This is a genomic window from Pseudomonas sp. P135, assembly GCF_020312125.1.
In the GTDB taxonomy this organism is placed as follows: domain Bacteria; phylum Pseudomonadota; class Gammaproteobacteria; order Pseudomonadales; family Pseudomonadaceae; genus Aquipseudomonas; species Aquipseudomonas fragariae.
Window position 1 is genome coordinate 51,843 of sequence record NZ_JAGPYR010000010.1, and the last position, 18,165, is coordinate 70,007.

16 protein-coding genes are annotated in these 18,165 nt (G+C 62.0%); 9 read left to right on the plus strand and 7 right to left on the minus strand.

Going from position 1 to position 18,165, the window contains the following annotated elements:
- Positions 1 to 27: 27 nt before the first annotated feature.
- Positions 28 to 852 carry a shikimate dehydrogenase gene (gene aroE, locus KBY08_RS16565; RefSeq protein WP_111522527.1) on the minus strand — a complete coding sequence of 275 codons (825 nt, stop codon included), beginning with the start codon at positions 850 to 852 and terminating at the stop codon, positions 28 to 30.
- Complete coding sequence (hemF, locus tag KBY08_RS16570; protein WP_003401477.1) at positions 852 to 1,766, minus strand: oxygen-dependent coproporphyrinogen oxidase; 915 nt, start codon at positions 1,764 to 1,766, stop codon at positions 852 to 854. Before hemF ends, aroE begins: the two co-directional genes overlap by 1 nt.
- A gap of 171 nt (positions 1,767 to 1,937) precedes the next feature.
- Between hemF and KBY08_RS16575 the strand changes: the two genes are divergently transcribed.
- Positions 1,938 to 2,915 (plus strand): NADPH:quinone reductase, encoded by a 978-nt coding sequence (locus KBY08_RS16575; protein WP_024641175.1) that lies wholly within the window; start codon positions 1,938 to 1,940, stop codon positions 2,913 to 2,915.
- Between the two features lie 36 nt (positions 2,916 to 2,951).
- Here KBY08_RS16575 and KBY08_RS16580 read toward each other — a convergent pair whose 3' ends face one another.
- The 3 genes from KBY08_RS16580 to KBY08_RS16590 form a co-directional block, all read right to left on the minus strand.
- Positions 2,952 to 3,509 (minus strand): L-threonylcarbamoyladenylate synthase, encoded by a 558-nt coding sequence (locus KBY08_RS16580; protein ID WP_003340101.1) that lies wholly within the window; start codon positions 3,507 to 3,509, stop codon positions 2,952 to 2,954.
- Between the two features lie 37 nt (positions 3,510 to 3,546).
- On the minus strand, positions 3,547 to 4,665 hold the full coding sequence (gene dprA, locus KBY08_RS16585; RefSeq protein WP_024641174.1) for a DNA-processing protein DprA: 1,119 nt from the start codon (positions 4,663 to 4,665) through the stop codon (positions 3,547 to 3,549).
- Positions 4,666 to 4,788: 123 nt separating this feature from the next.
- Entirely contained in the window at positions 4,789 to 5,814 is a 1,026-nt protein-coding gene (locus tag KBY08_RS16590; protein WP_003401462.1) for a LysM peptidoglycan-binding domain-containing protein, read from the minus strand.
- A 125-nt stretch (positions 5,815 to 5,939) separates the two neighbouring features.
- On the opposite strand from KBY08_RS16590, the gene def reads away from it, so the two are divergent.
- The 5 genes from def (at position 5,940) to KBY08_RS16615 (ending at position 12,662) form a co-directional block, all read left to right on the plus strand.
- Positions 5,940 to 6,446, plus strand: a complete 507-nt coding sequence (gene def / locus KBY08_RS16595) for a peptide deformylase (protein WP_225651215.1) — start codon at positions 5,940 to 5,942, stop codon at positions 6,444 to 6,446.
- A 53-nt stretch (positions 6,447 to 6,499) separates the two neighbouring features.
- A complete protein-coding gene (fmt, locus tag KBY08_RS16600; protein ID WP_004403438.1) occupies positions 6,500 to 7,444 on the plus strand; it encodes a methionyl-tRNA formyltransferase in 945 nt (314 codons plus the stop codon).
- Positions 7,441 to 8,766, plus strand: a complete 1,326-nt coding sequence (rsmB, locus tag KBY08_RS16605; RefSeq protein WP_024641173.1) for a 16S rRNA (cytosine(967)-C(5))-methyltransferase RsmB — start codon at positions 7,441 to 7,443, stop codon at positions 8,764 to 8,766. The genes fmt and rsmB overlap by 4 nt, the downstream gene beginning before the upstream one ends.
- A gap of 4 nt (positions 8,767 to 8,770) precedes the next feature.
- Positions 8,771 to 10,144, plus strand: coding sequence for a Trk system potassium transporter TrkA (gene trkA / locus KBY08_RS16610; RefSeq protein ID WP_024659693.1), 1,374 nt, complete (start codon positions 8,771 to 8,773; stop codon positions 10,142 to 10,144).
- 154 nt (positions 10,145 to 10,298) lie between these two features.
- The gene (locus KBY08_RS16615; protein WP_111522528.1) at positions 10,299 to 12,662 is read left to right on the plus strand and encodes an FdhF/YdeP family oxidoreductase; all 2,364 of its coding nucleotides are present in this window, start codon (positions 10,299 to 10,301) and stop codon (positions 12,660 to 12,662) included.
- Between the two features lie 339 nt (positions 12,663 to 13,001).
- Here the strand turns inward: KBY08_RS16615 and KBY08_RS16620 are convergent, their stop codons facing one another.
- Positions 13,002 to 13,889 carry a lysophospholipid acyltransferase gene (locus KBY08_RS16620; protein WP_003401447.1) on the minus strand — a complete coding sequence of 296 codons (888 nt, stop codon included), beginning with the start codon at positions 13,887 to 13,889 and terminating at the stop codon, positions 13,002 to 13,004.
- Between the two features lie 38 nt (positions 13,890 to 13,927).
- Positions 13,928 to 14,479, minus strand: coding sequence for a DNA-3-methyladenine glycosylase I (locus KBY08_RS16625; RefSeq protein ID WP_111522529.1), 552 nt, complete (start codon positions 14,477 to 14,479; stop codon positions 13,928 to 13,930).
- A gap of 80 nt (positions 14,480 to 14,559) precedes the next feature.
- On the opposite strand from KBY08_RS16625, the gene glyQ reads away from it, so the two are divergent.
- The 3 genes from glyQ to gmhB are packed head-to-tail and all read left to right on the plus strand — an operon-like array spanning position 14,560 to position 18,113.
- Positions 14,560 to 15,507: a glycine--tRNA ligase subunit alpha gene (gene glyQ / locus KBY08_RS16630; protein ID WP_002551326.1), complete on the plus strand. Its 948-nt coding sequence runs from the start codon at positions 14,560 to 14,562 to the stop codon at positions 15,505 to 15,507.
- On the plus strand, positions 15,504 to 17,558 hold the full coding sequence (glyS, locus tag KBY08_RS16635; RefSeq protein WP_003401442.1) for a glycine--tRNA ligase subunit beta: 2,055 nt from the start codon (positions 15,504 to 15,506) through the stop codon (positions 17,556 to 17,558). The genes glyQ and glyS overlap by 4 nt, the downstream gene beginning before the upstream one ends.
- A gap of 12 nt (positions 17,559 to 17,570) precedes the next feature.
- Positions 17,571 to 18,113: a D-glycero-beta-D-manno-heptose 1,7-bisphosphate 7-phosphatase gene (gmhB, locus tag KBY08_RS16640; protein WP_003401440.1), complete on the plus strand. Its 543-nt coding sequence runs from the start codon at positions 17,571 to 17,573 to the stop codon at positions 18,111 to 18,113.
- Positions 18,114 to 18,165 lie beyond the last annotated feature (52 nt).

Below are 18,165 nucleotides of genomic sequence, written 5' to 3' on the forward strand. Positions count from 1 at the left end.
ACGCTCTGCGTTCTACAAAGGTCCCGATCAGCCCGCAGCCAGCAATCTGCGCAACTCCGCCAGCACCGGAGTCGACTCCGGACGCACACAGCGCCACAGCAGAAAGGCTTCTGCGGCCTGCTCGACCAGCATGCCCAGACCATCCACCGCCTGCGCCGCGCCGTGCTCGGTGGCCCAACGGCAAAAAGCAGTGGGCTCGTTGCTGTACATCATGTCGTAGCAGAAGGTCACTCCCGGCTGGATGAGGCTGGGCGCAATCGGTGGCAGCTCTCCGGCCAGGCTGGCAGAGGTGGCGTTGATGATCACGTCCACCGACTCTTCAAGCCAGTCGAAGCTGCTGGCGAATACCGGCCCGAGGTCGGCGAACTCATGCGCCAGCCGCTCGGCTTTCTCGACCGTACGATTGGCGATCACCAACGCAGCGGGCTGTTGCCCAAGCAACGGCTCCAGCGCGCCACGTACCGCACCGCCTGCGCCCAGCAACAGAATGCGCTGACCACGCAGGCTGCGCCCGCAATTGACCGTCAGATCGCGTACCAGCCCCGCACCGTCAGTGTTATCGCCCAGCAGAGTTCCGTCGTCGAGCTTGCTCAGGGTGTTGACCGCCCCGGCGCGCTGCGCACGTTGGGTCAGGCTGTCGGCCAGGCGCCAGGCTTGTTCCTTGAACGGCACGGTGACGTTGGCGCCACGCCCGGCCTGGAAAAACGCCTGGGCAAACGCGGTGAAATCGTCCAGCGGTGCCAGCGAGGTTTGGTAATCCAGCGTTTGCCCGGTTTGCTCGGCAAACAAGCGATGAATCAACGGCGACTTGCTGTGGCCGATGGGATTACCGAAGACGACGTACCGGTCCATCAGTTTTCCGCCAGCCAGTCGCGGTCGGTCAGGAAGTATTCGGTCAGACGCGCTTCTTCGCTGCCCGGCGCGGCCTTCCAGTCATAACCCCAGCGCACTTGCGGCGGCAGCGACATGAGGATCGATTCGGTACGCCCACCCGATTGCAGACCGAACAACGTGCCGCGGTCATACACCAGGTTGAACTCGACGTAGCGACCACGACGGAATTCCTGAAACTCACGCTGCTGCACGGTATAGGCCGCCGCCTTGCGCCGCCGCACGATCGGCAGATAGGCATTGATGAACGCATCACCGATGGCGCGGATGAAGGCGAAGCTGGTGTCGAAATCCCACTGGTTCACGTCATCGAAAAACAGACCACCGATGCCGCGCGGTTCATCGCGATGCTTGAGGTGGAAGTAACTGTCGCACCAGGCCTTGTAGCGCGGGTAGACATCCTCACCGAAGGGCGCACAGGCGCGCTCGGCAACCCGGTGCCAGTGCACGCAGTCTTCCTCGACGCCGTAATAGGGCGTCAGGTCGAAACCGCCACCGAACCACCAGACGGCCTCTTCACCTTCTTTCTCGGCAATGAAGAAGCGCACGTTGGCGTGGGACGTCGGCACATGCGGGTTGTGCGGATGGATCACCAGCGAAACGCCCAGCGCCTCGAAACCACGCCCGGCCAGTTCAGGCCGATGAGCGCTGGCAGACGGCGGCAGATTGCTGCCGAAAACATGGGAAAAATTGACACCGCCTTTCTCGATGACCGTGCCATTCTCGATCACCCGCGTGCGACCACCGCCGCCCGCCGGACGCGTCCAGGCATCTTCCATGAAGTGTGCGCTGCCATCTTCCTGTTCAAGCGCAGTGCAGATACGGTCTTGCAGGTCGAGCAGGTAGGCTTTTACGGCCTCGGTACGGGTACTCATGAGGATCCCTTACGGCTGACGTCAAACGGCTGAGCCCCCGCAGCAAAAGAGGCGCAGGCAAATTGGCGCGTAGCATACCATCGGCGGCGCGGGCTGGCAGTTGACGAAGGTCCGGGGAAGGAGTCCGATGGGGGCTTTCGCAGCTTGTTTTAACCATCAAGGAGAGAGCACATGGCAAAGCGTATCCAGTTCAGCACTGTCGGAGGACCCGAGGTTCTTGAATATGTCGATTTCGAGCCGGAGGCTCCGGGGCCGCAGGCGGTGGTGGTGCGTAACAAGGCCATTGGCCTGAATTTCATCGATACCTATTACCGCAGCGGGCTGTATCCGGCGCCGTCGCTGCCTTCCGGCCTCGGTGCAGAAGGGGCGGGGGTGGTCGAGGCGGTGGGGGCCGAGGTGACGCGCTTCAAGGTCGGTGATCGTGTCGCTTATGGCACCGGGCCGCTGGGGGCGTACAGCGAAGTGCACGTGCTGCCTGAAGCGAATCTGGTCAAGCTGGCGGACTCGATCAGTTTCGAGCAGGCCGCAGCCCTGATGCTCAAGGGCCTGACGGTGCAGTATCTGCTGCGTCAGACCTATCAGGTGAAGCCGGGCGAGATCATTCTGTTTCATGCCGCCGCAGGCGGGGTGGGCTCGCTGGCCTGTCAATGGGTCAAGGCCCTGGGCGGCAAACTGATCGGCACGGTCAGTTCGCCGGAGAAGGCCGCTCACGCCAAGGCGCTTGGAGCCTGGGAAACCATCGATTACAGCCACGAAGATGTCGCCAGCCGCGTGCTGGAACTGACCGACGGCAAGAAATGCCCGGTGGTCTACGACGGGGTGGGCCAGGACACCTGGCTGACGTCACTTGACTGTGTGGCACCACGCGGGCTGGTGGTGAGCTTCGGCAATGCCTCCGGGCCGGTCTCGGGTGTGAACCTCGGGATTCTGGCGCAAAAGGGTTCGGTGTATGTCACCCGTCCGACGCTGGGCTCTTACGCCAACACTGCGCAGAACCTGCAGGCCATGGCTGACGAGCTGTTCGACATGCTCGCCAGCGGCAAACTCAAGGTCGACGGCATTCAGCAGTACGCCCTGAAGGACGCCGCCAAGGCGCAGACCGAGCTGTCGGCCCGGCGCACCACTGGCTCGACCATTCTGATCCCTTGATCGTCTACCACTGAACCCGCGCTGTGTGCGCCAGCGTCAGCCGGCGCGCACGATCTGCGCGGTGGCGATGTCACGTATCACGCTGGGGTTTCGACGCCCGCCCAGGCTGCCGCCGAGAACCCCGTCGATCTGCCCGCGGAAATACTGCTCGACGCGCAATCTCGAACGCGCAGCCGGTCGACCCGCCGGGTTGGCCGAAGTGGAGATCAACGGCCCGACCAGCGCGCACAGTTCACGTACGGTCGGGTGATCGGTAACACGCAGCGCCACAGTTTCGTGAATGCCGGTGATCCACTCGGGCAGCAGGTTCTGATGCGGTACCAGCCAGGTGTTGGGCCCAGGCCAGGTGCTGGCCATGCGGTCGAGCCACAATTCGGGGAAGTCTTCGAACAGGAAGTCGAACTGGCGAATGTTGTCGGCAATCAGGATCAGGCCTTTTTCCACCGGCCGTGACTTGATCGCCAGCAGACGATAGACCGCTTCTTCATCCCACGGATCGCACCCCAGCCCCCAGACTGCCTCGGTCGGGTAGGCAATCACCGCACCGGCTCGAATATCCTGAGCGGCTTGTTGCACTCGCCAACTGCTGACCATTTTTGTCTCTCCACTGAATCCTGGCGGCAGTTTAACCTCAGGGCGCTCTGGCGAACCATCGTCCTGCTTCACAGCTTATGCGTCCGTCCAGTTCCAGCTCGGTCAGGCCAGCCAATACCTTGGGCAATGGCCAACCGCATGACACCGACAGCCCCTCGCTGGTGTGCGGTGCGGCGTGCAGCAGCGCCAATAAAGGATGATCGCAAGGGGCAGGCTTCGCCGGCGTGACAGGATCGATGTCGGGCGTAACACGTTTCCAGTGCTGCAAGCCTTCAAGAATGTGCTCGACGGTCTCGACCAGTGTCGCGCCGTCACGTATCAACTGATGACAGCCCTTGGCGCCAGGGTGATGAATCGAGCCAGGTATCGCATACACCTCTCGTCCATGCTCGGCGGCCAGTCGCGCGGTAATCAACGAGCCGCTGGCGACACTGGCCTCGACCACCAGTATGCCCAGCGACAGGCCGCTGATGATTCGGTTACGTCGCGGGAAGTTGCTGGCCTGCGGTTCGGCGTCCAGCGGGAACTCGGAAATCACTGCGCCGCCCTGTGCCGCGATCTGCGCTGCGAGCGCGCGATGCTGCTGTGGATAAAGTTTTTCGAGCCCGGTGCCAAGCACGCCGATTGTAAGCCCCCCGACATCCAATGCGCCCTGATGCGCGGCGCCGTCAATACCCCGCGCCAGGCCACTGGTGATCACAAAACCGGCAGCCGCCAGGCTGCGCGCAAAAGCGCTGGCGGTGTCCAGCCCGGGTCGTGAAGCGCGACGACTGCCGACCATTCCCAACTGCGGACGCTCCAGGATCGAAGGGTCGCCGGCAATGAAGATCAGCGGCGGTGGATCAGCGATCTGCGCCAGCAATGCGGGGTAGCCAGGGTCGTCCCACATCAGCAAATGCTGGGCCGGACGCTCCAGCCAGGCCAATGCGGCACTGGCGCCATCACGTACGGAGGAGTCACGACGCGCCTCGGCACAGGCACTAGGAATACCCAGCGCACGCCATGCGCTGGCCGGCGCACTGAGCGCCGACGAGGCCGAACCGAAGGCTTCGATCAGTCTGGAAAAGCGTTTCGGCCCTATCTCGGGCAAGCGGTGCATGCGCAAACGCGCTTCCAGCTCTGCAGGTGAAGAGGGGGCATTTTCGAACAATGGCATGAGATCGTCCCTGATCCATCGTGCATCCTGAGGGCTGCACAAACCTGTGGATAACTCTGTTGACAACAATTTGATAAGTGTCTGGTTCGTCGCACAATTCCGTGTCAGATCTGAAACATGCGTCTACGGGTTGCGAACCTTGTCCATGATGGCCAAAGATCGGTTGGCTTGCAGGACCAAGGCGTAACTAAGCTTGTCGTAGGTACGGAAAACCATCAGCAGGCCGGCCCGTTCGTCGGGGATCTTTACCTGTTCACCGGTGATCCGGTCGCGCACGGTCTCGCTGGTCTTGTAGATCGCCAGCACGTTGCCCTCGGTCAGGCCGTCGCGTTTGCCCTTGTCGAGCGTGACCACATCCAGCACGCTGACCTGGGTGACGCCGCGTGGCACATCCAGAATCAAACCGTCTATCGGCGCCTGCGGAGCGCTGGGCAGAAACGTCGAGTTGATGGCCCGCTCTTCGCTGCTGAATAAACGATCGCCCAGACGCACTTCCTGTGTGGAGCGCTGCAGAATCAGGGTCGAGACGTCACCCTCGGTGGCAACCACCTCGGCGCTGCCGACGTCATCGGCATTGATCCCCAGCACTTCCTGGGTCTTGGGATCGACGTAGGTCTTGCCCTGACGGAAGATGCCATAGACGCTGTGCGCCGGGTCCAGCGCGCCCCGTGCATAGGCACGATCACCGTTGCCACTGAGCACGCGCTCGGCGTTGCCCGCAACGATGTAGGGGGCTTTTTCGAACTGCTCGGCGCTGTCGACAATCCGATTGTTGATCAGGAAGGCGTTGATCGCGCCCAGCGGAATGCTCGGAATGGCCTCGACCATCGGCGTACTGCGCACCCGCGGTGACAATTTGATGGTGCCACGCGACTGGCCGCGATTGAGCGTCACGCGCGGCTGACCATCGACCCAAGTCAGCGCGAGGGTGTCACCGGGGTAGATCAGGTCAGGATCATGGACTTGCGGATTGGCCCGCCAGATCTCGCGCCATTTCCACGGTTCACGCAAGAACTTGCCGGAAATGTCCCAGAGTGTGTCCCCGGCGACAACGGTGTAGCTCTGTGGATAGCCTTCCCTGAGTTGCACTTGCGCCTGCGCAAGACCGCTGGCGGTCAGCAGCAGCAGGGCGAGTAGTGATTTCCTCATGCGGTGAATCCCTTTATCATGTTGCCTCACGCGAACCCTAGAGTCCTGTCCTGGGCTGCCTGCCTTGAACTCCCGGGCCCGGCACCCAACATTGACTTTACCTTAACAGTGCAGCTCTTACGTATATGGCCATTCTAAACATCCTCGAATTTCCCGATTCGCGCCTGCGCACCATCGCCAAACCTGTGGCGATGGTAGACGACGGCATTCGCCAGTTGGTCGACGACATGTTTGAAACCATGTACGAAGCGCCAGGTATTGGCCTGGCCGCGACTCAGGTCAACGTCCACAAGCGCGTGGTCGTCATGGACCTGAGCGAAGACCGTAGCGAACCGATGGTCTTCATCAATCCTCAAATCGAAAAACTGACCGATGAAATGGATCAGTATCAGGAAGGCTGCCTGTCGGTGCCGGGCTTCTACGAGAACGTCGACCGTCCGCAAAAGGTCCGCGTCAAGGCGCTGGACCGTGACGGCAAGCCTTATGAACTGGTTGCCGAGGGCCTGCTCGCCATCTGTATCCAGCATGAATGCGATCACCTGAACGGCAAGCTGTTCGTCGATTACCTGTCCAACCTCAAGCGTGACCGGATCAAGAAGAAGCTCGAAAAGCAGCACAAGCTCAACGCCTGATCCGTCGTTACCCCAAAAGGCCTGAACAGGCCTTTTTTTATAATGAGAACTCCATGACTGAGCCACTGCGCATCGTCTTCGCCGGCACCCCGGAATTCGCCGCCGAACACCTCAAGGCCCTGCTCGACAGCCCTCACCAGATCGTCGCCGTGTACACCCAGCCCGATCGCCCGGCCGGTCGTGGACAAAAGCTGATGCCCAGCCCGGTCAAGCAACTGGCGCTGCAACATGACGTACCGGTCATGCAGCCGCCCACACTGCGCGATCCTGCTGCGCAGGCTGAACTGGCAGCGCTGCAACCCGATTTGATGGTGGTCGTCGCCTACGGCCTGATCCTGCCGCAAGTGGTGCTGGATATTCCGCGCCTGGGCTGCATCAACAGCCATGCGTCGCTGCTGCCGCGCTGGCGCGGTGCGGCGCCGATTCAGCGCGCGGTGCAGGCCGGTGATGCCGAGAGCGGCGTAACCGTGATGCGCATGGAAGCGGGCCTGGACACCGGGCCGATGCTGCTCAAGGCGGTCACCCCGATTACCGCGCAGGACACGGGCGGCACGCTGCATGATCGCCTGGCCGAACTCGGTCCGCCTGCTGTGTTGCAGGCTATTGCCGGTCTGGCGGACGGCTCGCTGGTCGGCGAGGTTCAGGATGACAGCCTGGCCAACTACGCCCATAAGCTGAACAAGGACGAAGCGCGCCTGGACTGGACGCGTCCGGCCGATGAGCTTGAACGCCTGGTCCGCGCCTTCAACCCCTGGCCGATCTGTCACAGCACGCTGAACGAAGAAACCCTGAAAGTCCTGGCCGCCGATCTGGCCGAAGGGCAGGGCGCGCCGGGGACGATTCTCGGCGCCAGCAAGGATGGCCTGATCGTCGCCTGCGGGCAGAACGCGCTGCGCCTGACCCGTCTGCAATTGCCGGGCGGCAAGCCGCTGAACTTCACTGACCTGTTCAACAGCCGCCGCGAGAAATTTGCCATCGGCACGGTGCTGGGCCAATGAACCCGCGTCTGGCCGCCGCCAAGGCACTGGCTGCCGTGCTCAGCGGCAAGGCCTCGCTGAACAGCTCGTTGCCGACTCAACTGGACAAGGTCGAGGTGCGTGATCGTGGCCTGACGCAGGACCTGGCATTCGGCACCGCGCGCTGGCAGCCGCGTCTGTCGGCATTGGCGGCCAAGCTGCTGCAGAAGCCCTTCAAGGCCGCCGACGCCGACGTTGAAGCCTTGTTGCTGGTCGGCCTTTATCAACTGTTCTACAGCCGCATTCCGGCCCATGCTGCGATTGGCGAAACCGTGGGCTGCGCCGACAAATTGAAAAAGCCGTGGGCCAAAGGCTTGCTCAACGCCGTGCTGCGCAATGCGCAACGTGACGGCGAGGCGCTGCTGATCGAGCTGGAACACGACCCGGTGGTGCGTACCGCCCACCCGCGCTGGCTGCAGAAAGCTTTGAAAGCCGCCTGGCCGGAACAGTGGGAAGCCATCTGCGCAGCCAACAATGCGCACCCGCCAATGATCTTGCGCGTCAACCGACGCCATCACCGTCGCGATCAATACCTCGAACTGCTCGACACTGCCGGCCTGCAAGCCAGCGCGTGCATCTTCAGCCAGGACGGCATCGTGCTCGCCGAGCCGTGCGATGTGCGCTCGCTGCCCGGTTTTGCCGAAGGCTGGATCAGCGTGCAGGATGAAGCCGCGCAGCTGGCCGCCGACCTGCTGGAGCTGGCCCCCGGGCAACGGGTACTCGATGCCTGCTGCGCGCCGGGCGGCAAGACCTGCCACTTGCTGGAAGTACAGCCGCAACTGGACGGCGTGGTGGCGGTGGATCTGGAAGCCAAGCGTCTGGTGCGCGTGCGTGAAAACCTCGATCGCCTGGGACTGGATGCCGAGCTGATTGCAGCCGACGCCCGCGAGACAGCGCAGTGGTGGGACGGCAAACCGTTCCAGCGCATCCTGCTCGACGCACCGTGCTCGGCGACCGGCGTGATTCGTCGGCATCCGGACATCAAACTGACTCGTCAGGCAGATGACATCGCCGCGCTGGCGGCCTTGCAGGGCGAGCTGCTCGATGCGTTGTGGCCTACGCTGCAGGTAGGCGGCATGCTGGTGTACGCGACCTGCTCGACACTGCCAACCGAAAACACCGACGTCATCGAGGCGTTTCTGGCGCGTACCTCCGGGGCCAGAGAGCTGGACATCGCCGGGCAGGCCGGACAGCCGCCCGCGGGTATCAAGCAAGCCCATGGTCGCCAGCTGCTGGCCCAGCAAGGCGGCCACGACGGTTTCTACTACGCCAAACTGATCAAGATCGCGTCGGCGCGGGAGTAAGCGCGTGAAAATCATCATTCTGGGTGCAGGGCAGGTAGGCGGTACGCTGGCCGAGCATCTGGCGGGCGAAGCCAACGACATCACCGTGGTCGACACTGACGGCGACCGGTTGCGCGATCTGGGCGACCGCCTGGACATCCGCACCGTGCAGGGCAAGGGCTCCTACCCGGCGGTGTTGCGTCAGGCCGGCGCGGACGACGCCGACATGCTGGTCGCGGTGACCAGCAGCGACGAAGCCAACATGATTGCCTGTCAGGTGGCCCATACGCTGTTCCATACGCCGACCAAGATCGCGCGCATCCGTGAAGCGGCGTACCTGACACGCGCAGGCCTGTTCGATAAAAACGCGATCCCGGTCGACGTACTGATCAGTCCGGAGCAGGTGGTCACCAACTACATCAAGCGTCTGATCGAGTACCCCGGTGCGCTGCAGGTGATCGATTTCGCCGAAGGCAAAGCGCAACTGGTCGCGGTCAAAGCCTATTACGGCGGTGCGCTGGTGGGTCAGCCGCTGCGTCAGCTACGAGCGCACATGCCGAATGTCGAAACGCGCATCGCGGCGATCTATCGTCGTGACCGGGCAATACTGCCGCATGGCGACACGGTCATCGAGGCCGACGACGAGGTGTTCTTCATCGCCGCCAAGGCTGACATTCGCGCCGTGATGGGCGAGCTGCGGCGCCTGGACGAGAACTACAAACGTATCGTCATCGCCGGCGGCGGCAACATCGGCGAGCGTCTGGCTGAAGCCATCGAAAGCCGCTATCAGGTGAAGATCATCGAAGTGAGCCCGGCGCGCTGCCGCTATCTGTCGGAACACCTGGACAGCACGGTGGTGCTGCAGGGCAGCTCATCGGACCGCGACCTGCTGCTGGAAGAAAACATCGGCAACACCGACCTGTTCCTGGCGCTGACCAACGACGATGAAGCCAACATCATGTCGTCGCTGCTGGCCAAGCGTCTGGGCGCACGCAAGGTGATGACGCTGATCAATAACCCGGCCTACGTCGACCTGGTGCAGGGTGGCGAAATCGACGTTGCGGTCAGCCCGCAACTGGCAACCATCGGCACGCTGCTGGCCCACGTGCGCCGCGGTGATATCGTCAGCGTGCATTCGCTGCGACGCGGTGCAGCCGAAGCCATCGAGATCGTCGCTCACGGCGACTCGAAATCCAGCAAGGTCGTCAGCCGTGCGATCAAGGACATCAACCTGCCGACCGGTACGGCAATCGGCGCAGTGATCCGCGACGAACAAGTGCTCATTGCCCATGACATCACGGTGATCGAATCCGGTGACCATGTGATCATGTTCCTTGTGGACAAGAAGTGCATTCGCGATGTCGAGCGGCTGTTTCAGGTCGGCCTGAGCTTTTTCTGAACCGCTGCTGAACAGGGCATGACCCTGACTGAACCTCTTGCCGACGCGCCCTGTCGGCAACGCTCGTCGACTCGGGCGAATTCTCTCTGAGCCCGTGTATCTCAGACACACGAGCTTCATGCCTTCACGGGCTTTATGAGAGAGAGCACACCCCATGTCCGAATCGGAAAACTCCCAGGCCCCGCTTCAGGGATCACAGACCGACGGCACGCCGGCAGGTGGCTGGGCCGCGCTCAGTGCGGTCAACAAGCACCTGTTGCACCAGCATGTGCTGATCAAGGGCAACCGCACGCTGATGTCCATGAACAAGCCTGGAGGCTTCGACTGCCCCAGCTGCTCCTGGCCGGACCCGAAAAAGCCGCACACCTTTGAATACTGCGAGAACGGTGCCAAGGCACTGGCCTGGGAATCGACCAAGAAACGCGTGACTCCTGAGTTCTTCGCCCGGCATACGGTCAGCGAACTGGCCACCTGGAGCGACCACGAGCTGGAAGCAGAAGGCCGTATCACCGAGCCGATGCGCTACGACGCCGCCAGTGACAAATACCTGCCCGTCACCTGGGACGAGGCGTTCGCCGAGATCGGCGAAGAACTGCGCAACCTGAGCGACCCGTGGAAGCTGGAGCTGTACACCTCAGGGCGCACATCGAACGAAGCCGCCTTTCTGTATCAGCTGTTTGGCCGGATGTACGGCATGGCCAACTTCCCTGACTGCTCGAACATGTGCCATGAGACCACCACCGCGGCGCTGCCCGAGTCGATCGGGGTTGGCAAAGGCACCACGACGCTGGAGGATTTCGAGAGCGCCGACGCGATTTTCATCATCGGCCAGAACCCCGGGACCAACAGCCCGCGCATGATGTCCGAGCTGCACGCCGCCGCGCGCCGGGGCGCGAGCATCATCTCGTTCAACCCGCTGCGGGAGAGGGCGCTGGTACGTTTTGCGGCGCCGCAGGACCCGCGCGACATGCTCAGTCTGCATGGGGTGGAAATCAGCTCGCAGTACCATCAGGTCAGGATCGGCGGCGACATGATCGCCCTGCAAGGCGTTTGCAAGGCCGTGATCGAAGCCGACGACGTGGCGCAGCGTGAACACCTGCCACGTGTACTCGATGTGGCGTTCATTGAAGAACACACCCATGGCTTCGAGCAGTACGCCGATTACTGCCGACAGTTGCCCTGGGACATCATCGAGCGCCATTCGGGCCTGACGCGTCAGGCCATCGAAGAGGTGGCGGCGGTCTATAAGCGCTCGAAGGGGGTCATCTGCTGCTGGGGAATGGGCATCACTCAGCACAAGCGCGGCGGTGACGCCATGCAGCAGATCATCAACCTGCTGCTGTTACGCGGCAACATCGGCAAGCTTGGTGCGGGGGCGTGTCCGGTGCGTGGGCATTCCAACGTACAGGGCGACAGGACGATGGGCATCTACGAAAAGGCCGGCGAACCGTTTCTGGCCAGCATGAGCAAGGTGTTCGGTTTCGAGGCGTCCAGAAAAAAAGGTCACGCTGTGGCCGAGACCTGCGAAGCCCTGTTGCGTGGCGAGGTGGAAGCGCTGATTTCCATGGGCGGTAATTTTTTCCGTGCCATTCCGGACACCTATGTGATCTGCCCGACCGTCAGCCGTCTGAAAATGACGGTGCTGGTCAACACCAAGCTCAACCGCAGCGCGACAGTCCATGGTCAGAAGGCCTTTCTGCTGCCGTGCGTGGCACGTTCGGAGCGCGACCTGCAGAACGGTGTGGCGCAAACCATTACGGTGGAGGACTCGATGTCGATGGTGCACGGCTCGACCGGCATGCTTGAGCCTGCGTCGAAACATCTGATTTCCGAAGTGGCGATCATTGCCGGTATCGCCAAAGCGACGCTTGCGCCCAATCCCAAGGTGGACTGGGACAGCTATGTGGGCGACTACTCAAGGATTCGCGACAAGATCGAAGAAGTACTGCCCGAGCAGTTTTATGACTTCAATCAGCGCATCCTCGAACCCGGAGGTTTCCGCTTGCCCAATGCCGCCAGTGAGCGCAAGTGGGACACCGAGTCGGGCAAGGCCAACTTCCTCTTTCCCGAAGGTATCTACGACGAAGACGACACGCCGCCGGGGGCCGAGCATCTGCAGTTGATGACGATCCGCAGCCATGACCAGTTCAACACCACGGTGTATTCCAACGATGACCGCTATCGGGACATCTTTGGCGACCGCATGGTGGTGATGCTCAACCCGCAGGACATCGAACGCCTGGGGCTGAAGGCCGGGGACTACATCGAGTTTCAGACGGCGCTCGACCCGACCACCGCGCGGCGTGCAGCGGGTTTCAAGGTCATCCCCTACGACGTGCCGCAGGGTTGCTGCGCAGCGTACTACCCGGAGACCAACGGCCTGCTACCACTGGCCAATCGGGATAAACACGGCAATACCCCTGCGGCCAAATCCATCCCGGTGAACCTGGTGCGGATGAGTTCAGAGGGTACTCAGGTGGCGCTGGAGCGACGCGGGTTGATTGCGGCGGCCAGTTGAGGGAAACACTATCGTGCCCATGCTCCGCGTCCTATCTTGAGAACTGCGGCGCGGCGCAGATTTTTGACGCAGAGCGTCACGCACGGCATTCCCACGCGGTGGGGAACGATAGGTGTCTGCAGGAACACTATCGTGCCCATGCTCCAGCGTGGGCACGCCGTTCTGGACGCTCTGCGTCCTATTCCTGAGAACTGTGGCGCGGCGCAGATTTGTGACGCAGAGCGTCACGCACGGCATTCCCACGCTGAGCGTGAGGAACGATAGGTGTCTGCAGAAACACTATCGTGCCCATGCTCCAGCGTGGACACGCCGTTGCGGACGCTCCGCGTCCGGTCCTTTCTAGTACCAGCGCGCCTCACCTGGCGGGCGTTTCTTGAAGCGCTTCATGGTCCACATGTACTGGCTCGGATACGCCCGCACGTATTTCTCGACCACTTTGCTCATCGCCGCTGCCGAGGTTTCGGTGTCGGTGCTGTACATCGCTTCGGGCGCCGCTTCGAGTACCACTTTGTAACCCGAACCGTCCGGCAGGCGCATGGCGTGCAGGAAGACGCCGACTGCCTTGCCGCCTGCCAGCATGTTCGGCACAAACTTGCTGGTTAGGGCCATGGTGCCGCAGAAGGGCACGAAGATGCCGGCTGATTCGGCCGGCTCCGGATCGGCCGGAATACCCACCGAGCCGCCTTTGCGCACTTCCTTGATGACACTGAGAATGCCTTCCTTGGTCGACGCCGCCACCCGGTTGCCCAACTGCACACGCTGCTTGCGCAACAGGTCGTCCACGGCTTTCAGCTTGGGTGGACGATAGAAAATGATCGGCTTGCACTGGCTGCAGTAGAAGTGATTGAGCACTTCCCAGTTGCCCAGGTGACTGGTGATGCCGACCACGCCCTTGCCGGACGCCAGCGCGTCCTTGAGCACATCGAGCCCTTCGACTTCACGCACCAGGTCGATCGATTTCTGTGCCGGCCAGATCCACGCACAGGCGCTTTCGGTCAAGGTCTTGCCGATGTCCATGAGGCTGCGGCCGACGAGCTTTTCCAGCTCGGGCTCGCTCAGCTCGGGGAAGCACTTGGACAGATTGATCCGCGCCACTTCCCGCGAGCGGTTGGGCAGCTTCCACATCAGCCAGCCAATCGCGGTGCCTGTCCACTGCACCGCGCGCCATGGCAACAGCGCAAACAATCGCAACGCCCCGACCATTACGGCGCCTTTGAACTTATCCACAGATGACTCCCAGATTCTCGAGGCGGGTAGTGTAACCGTCAGCGGCTCAGGATCGCATACCGATCGCAATCGACAGTGTGGTCCATGACCATGCCGCTGGCCTGCATGTAGGCGTAACAGATGGTCGGCCCGACAAAGGTGAAACCGGCCTTTTTCAGTGCCTTGCTCATCGCTTCGGCCTCGGCGGTCATCGCCGGGACTTCGCTGCGATCCTTGAAGTGATTGATCTTCGGGGTACCACCGACAAACGACCAGAGCAGCGCGACCGGGTCTTCCAGTGCCAGCCAGGCCCGCGCATTGGTGCGCACCGCCTTGAGCTTGAGGCGGTTGCGGATGATGCTCGGATCAAGCATCAGCGCCTCTATTTTGGCATCGCTCAGCTGCGCCAGGCGCTCGACGTCAAAACCGTGCAGCACTTCGCGATAACGCGCGCGCCGCTTGAGAATCGTGATCCACGACAGCCCGGCCTGGAACCCTTCGAGCAAAAGCAACTCGAAGAGCTTCTGCGCATCGCGCAGCGGCACTCCCCACTCCTGATCGTGATATGCGATGTACAGGGGGTCTTCGTTGCACCAAAAGCAGCGTGTCATAGGGCTCCCAAGGAGTGGACGTGCGGCCGAATCGGGTATACTCCCGCTCTTTGAATCGCAGCCCAGCACAGGTGAAATTTGTGAGCCAGCCTACGCCAGCCGTGCGTACCTTCCAAGACTTGATCCTCGCCCTCCAGCAATACTGGGCAGAACAAGGTTGCGTGGTACTTCAGCCCTACGATATGGAAGTAGGCGCCGGCACGTTCCACACTGCCACGTTTCTGCGCGCCGTAGGCCCGGAAACCTGGAACGCCGCTTACGTACAGCCAAGCCGTCGCCCGACTGACGGCCGTTACGGCGAAAACCCGAACCGCCTGCAGCACTATTACCAGTTTCAGGTGATTCTCAAGCCGAACCCGGACAACTTCCAGGAACTGTACCTGGGCTCGCTCAAGCACATCGGTCTCGATCCGCTGGTGCACGACGTGCGCTTCGTCGAAGACAACTGGGAATCGCCGACGCTGGGCGCCTGGGGTCTGGGCTGGGAGATCTGGCTCAACGGCATGGAAGTCTCGCAGTTCACCTACTTCCAGCAGGTCGGTGGTCTGGAGTGCTACCCGGTCACCGGCGAAATCACCTACGGCCTCGAGCGTCTGGCGATGTACCAGCAGGGCGTGGACTCGGTCTACGATCTGGTCTGGGCTGACGGCCCGTTCGGCAAAGTGACCTACGGCGACGTGTTCCACCAGAACGAGGTGGAGCAGTCGACCTACAACTTCGAACACGCCAACGTCGACAAGCTGTTCGAGCTGTTCGACTTCTACGAAAGCGAAGCCGCACGCCTGATCGAGCTGGAGCTGCCATTGCCCGGCTACGAAATGGTCCTCAAGGCCTCGCACACCTTCAACCTGCTGGATGCCCGTCGCGCGATTTCCGTGACGGCGCGTCAGCAATACATCCTGCGCGTACGCACGCTGGCCCGTTCGGTGGCTCAGGCCTACCTGCAGGCCCGGGCCCGTCTCGGCTTCCCGATGGCGCCGCCCGATCTACGCGATGAAGTGTTGGCCAAGCTGGAGGCAGCGCAATGAGTGCTCAAGATTTTCTGGTCGAACTGGGCACCGAAGAACTGCCACCCAAGACCCTCGTCTCGCTGGCCGATGCGTTTCTCGCCGGTATTGAAAAAGGTCTCGCAGGCGCAGGTCTGACCTACAGCGCCAAACAGGTCTACGCCGCACCGCGTCGTCTGGCCGTGCTGATTACCGCACTGGCCACGCAACAACCGGATCGCAGCGTCAACCTCGACGGCCCACCGCGTCAGGCCGCGTTCGATGCCGACGGCAACCCGACTCAGGCCGCCCTGGGCTTCGCCAAGAAGTGCGGCGTCGACCTGAGCGAAATCGATCAGAGCGGTCCGAAACTGCGTTATAGCCAGACCATCCTCGGCAAGCCGACGACGTCGCTGTTGCCGACCATCGTCGAAGACTCGCTGAACGACCTGCCGATTGCCAAGCGCATGCGCTGGGGTGCTCGCAAGGAAGAGTTCGTGCGGCCGACCCAGTGGCTGGTGATGCTGTTCGGTGATCAGGTGGTGGACTGCACGATCCTCGCCCAGAGCGCGGGTCGTCATTCGCGCGGTCATCGCTTCCATCATCCGCAAGACGTGCGCATTTCTTCGCCTGCCGGTTACCTCAGTGACCTGCGCGCCGCTCATGTACTGGCCGACTTCAACGAACGTCGCCAGATCATCAGCAAACGCGTCGACGAGCTGGCCACCCAGCAGGAAGGCACCGCCATCGTACCGCCAAGCCTGCTGGACGAAGTGGCCGGTCTGGTCGAGTGGCCGGTTCCGCTGGTGTGCTCGTTCGAAGAGCGCTTCCTGGAAGTCCCTCAGGAAGCCTTGATTACCACCATGCAGGACAACCAGAAGTATTTCTGCCTGCTGGATGTCGACGGCAAGCTGCTGCCGCGCTTCATCACCGTGGCCAACATCGAGAGCAAGGACCCGGCACAGATCATCGCCGGTAACGAGAAGGTGGTTCGTCCACGCCTGACCGACGCCGAGTTCTTCTTCAAGCAGGACAAGAAGCAGAAGCTCGAAACCTTCAACGATCGCCTGAAGAACGTCGTGTTCCAGGCGCAGTTGGGCAGCGTGTTCGACAAGGCCGAGCGTGTGTCGAAACTGGCCGCTTACATCGCACCGCGCATCGGCGGCGACGCCCAGCGTGCTGCGCGGGCCGGTCTGCTCTCCAAGTGCGACCTGTCGAGCGAGATGGTCGGCGAGTTTCCGGAAATGCAGGGCATTGCCGGTTACTACTACGCCAAGGCCGACGGCGAGCCGGAAGATGTCGCGCTGGCGCTCAACGAGCAGTACATGCCACGTGGCGCGGGTGCCGAACTGCCGACCACACTGACCGGTGCTGCAGTGGCCATTGCCGACAAGCTCGATACGCTGGTCGGTATCTTCGGTATCGGCATGCTGCCTACCGGCAGCAAGGACCCGTATGCCCTGCGTCGTGCAGCACTGGGCATCCTGCGCATCCTGATCGAGAAGAAGCTCGACCTGAACCTGGTCGAAACGGTGAAATTCGCCGTCGCGCAGTTCGGCGCGAAGATCAAGCCGGCCGGTCTGGCGGAACAGGTTCTCGACTTCATCTTCGATCGTCTGCGTGCGCGTTATGAAGACGAAGGCGTCGACGTAGCGGTGTACCTCTCGGTACGTGCCCTGCAACCGGCTTCGGCGCTGGATTTCGATCAGCGCGTCCAGGCGGTCCAGGCCTTCCGCAAACTGCCACAGGCCGCTGCACTGGCCGCAGTGAACAAGCGTGTATCGAACCTCTTGAGCAAGGCCGAGGGCAGCATTGCCCAGACCGTCGAGCCCAAGTATTTCGACAACGCCAACGAGTTCTCGCTGTACTCGGCCATCCAGCAGGCCGATCACGCGATCCAGCCTATGGCTGCCGAGCGTCAGTACAGCGAATCGCTGGCGCGTCTGGCGATGTTGCGTGAGCCGGTCGATGCGTTCTTCGAAGCCGTGATGGTCAACGCGGAAGACGCCAACGTGCGTGCCAACCGCTATGCCCTGTTGTCGCGTTTGCGCGGCCTGTTCCTCGGCGTCGCCGACATCTCGCTGCTGGGCTGACAAGGAGTCGCTGTGAAACTGCTGATACTCGATCGGGATGGCGTGATCAATCATGACTCCGACACTTACATAAAGTCGGTGGCGGAGTGGCTGCCCATTCCTGGCTCGATCGAAGCTATCGCAGCGCTGAGCAAGGCCGGCTGGACGGTGGCCGTCGCCACCAACCAGTCGGGCATTGCCCGAGGTTATTACGATCTGGCCACTCTGGATGCCATGCACGTGCGCTTGCGCAAGCTGGTGGCAGAGCAGGGCGGCGAGCTCGGTTTGATCGTCTATTGCCCGCATGGGCCAGACGATGGCTGTACCTGCCGCAAGCCCAAACCCGGCATGCTGCGGGCCATCGCCCGTCATTACGCCGCGGACCTCAAGGGTCTTTGGTTCGTGGGCGACAGCAAGGGTGACCTGCAGGCCGCATTGGCCGTCGATTCTCAGCCTGTGCTGGTAATGACCGGCAAAGGCCGCAAGACGATGGAAGGCGGAGTGCCGGCAGGCACATTGATTTTTGACGATCTGGCGGCAGTTGCCGCAGAACTTATCCACAACAGCACTCACTGAACAATCAGTTCTTCAGGTTCAGGACGCTCAAGGAGCGGGCACCTGCCCGTAC